2 protein-coding genes are annotated in these 1,634 nt (G+C 75.3%); one reads left to right on the forward strand and one right to left on the reverse strand.

Features of this window, described 5'->3' with window-relative positions:
• The coding region (locus ACFU99_RS42975; RefSeq protein ID WP_384404042.1) for an MFS transporter at positions 1 to 1,113 on the reverse strand (1,113 nt) is incomplete at its 3' end.
• Between the two features lie 136 nt (positions 1,114 to 1,249).
• Between ACFU99_RS42975 and ACFU99_RS42980 the strand changes: the two genes are divergently transcribed.
• Positions 1,250 to 1,634: FadR/GntR family transcriptional regulator (locus tag ACFU99_RS42980; protein WP_384404045.1), on the forward strand; the 385-nt coding region annotated here is incomplete at its 3' end.

Below are 1,634 nucleotides of genomic sequence, written 5' to 3' on the forward strand. Positions count from 1 at the left end.
CATCGGTACGGTCCAGCCGCCGGAGGCGCTGTGCAGGAGGCCGACCGCGAACGGGCCGAGGGCCGCCACCAGGTAGCCGAGGGACTGGGAGAGCGTGGAGAGGGCGGTGGTCTCGGCGGGGGTGCTGCCGCTGTCGCCGATCACGGCCAGGACGAGGGGGAAGGAGCACAGGCCCAGGCCGACGAGGACGGCCCACAGCAGCGGCAGCGAGGTGGGCGCGGCCAGCAGGCCCGCGAAGCCGGCGAGCATGGCGGCCGAGATGACGGTGAAGGCGGTGCGCAGCCGGCCCGGGGCGCGGGCGAAGGCCAGTACGGCGAAGGTCGCGGGGATGCCGACGGCCTGGGTGACGGCGAGCATGCCGCCCGCCGCGCCGCCGGACATGCCGTGGTCGGTCAGGAGCGAGGGCAGCCAGCCGATGACGGCGTAGCAGTTCAGGGCCTGGAGGGCGAAGTAGGCGGTGACGAGCGCGCCGAGCCGGGTACGGGCCATGGCCAGCGGTGATATCCGCTCCCCCGCCGTGTCGCCCGTCGCGGTCCGCGCCGTCGGCGGCCGTACGAACGACCAGACGGCGGTGGCGGCCAGGGCGGGCAGCGCCCAGACGGCGAGTCCGAGCGAGGGGGACCCGACGGCGTCGGCAACGGGTACGGCCACGGCGGCGCCCAAGGTCGAGCCGAGGGCCATGGTGGTGGTGTAGACGCCGGTCAGGAGCGCGACGCGGGTCGGGAAGCGGGCGCGCAGCAGGCTGGGCAGCAGGACGTTGCACAGGGCGAGTCCGGAGGTGCCGAGGACGGTGCCGACGAGCAGGGCCCAGGTGGCGGGGACGGCTCGTACGGCGAGTCCGGCGGTGAGGGCGGCGAGGGCGAGGAGCACGGTGCGCTCGGCCCCGAGCCGCCGTGCGAGCGTCGCGGTGCCGGCGCCCGCGGCGGCGAAGGCGAGGGTGGGGAGGGCGGGCAGCAGGGCGGCGGCCAGGGGGCCGAGGCCCGGGTCCGCCCGGAGCCGGTCCAGGAGGGCGGCGGCGCTGCTGATGCCCAGGCGGAGGTTGAGGGCGATCAGCACGATGCCCGCGCCGGCTATGAGGGCGGAGCGGGTGGGGGTGGCGGGTGCGACGTTCACCCCGCAAAGGTAAGACGTCTGATGTTTCCCTGTCGAGTCATAGGCCCTATAGGTCAAATCATCGAATGTATGCTGGGAGCAGCCGCTGTCCGCCCCGTATGGCGGCCCCGACCACCAGCCCCGGAGAGTGCGCCCGATGAGCCTGGACCCGGTACGCCGCCCCTCCCTCTCCTCCGAGGTCATCACCCGGCTGCGGCACCGGATCACCTCCGGCGAGTGGCCCGTCGGCGCCCGCGTCCCCACCGAGCCCGAGCTGATGGAACAGCTCGAAGTGGCCCGCGGCACCCTCCGCGAGGCCATCCGCGCCCTCGCCCACGCCGGGCTGCTGGAGGTGCGCCAGGGCGACGGCACGTACGTACGCGCCACCAACGAGCTCTCCGGCGCGGTCAGGCGGCTCTACGGCGACAGCGGCCAGGAGCACCTGCTGGAGGTCCGCCAGGCCCTGGACGTACAGGCCGCGCGCCTCGCCGCGGCCCGCGCCGACGACGCCGCGCTCGACGCCCTGGCGGACGCCCTGACCC

It is taken from the genome of Streptomyces sp. NPDC057654 (assembly GCF_042800135.1).
Lineage (GTDB): Bacteria > Actinomycetota > Actinomycetes > Streptomycetales > Streptomycetaceae > Streptomyces.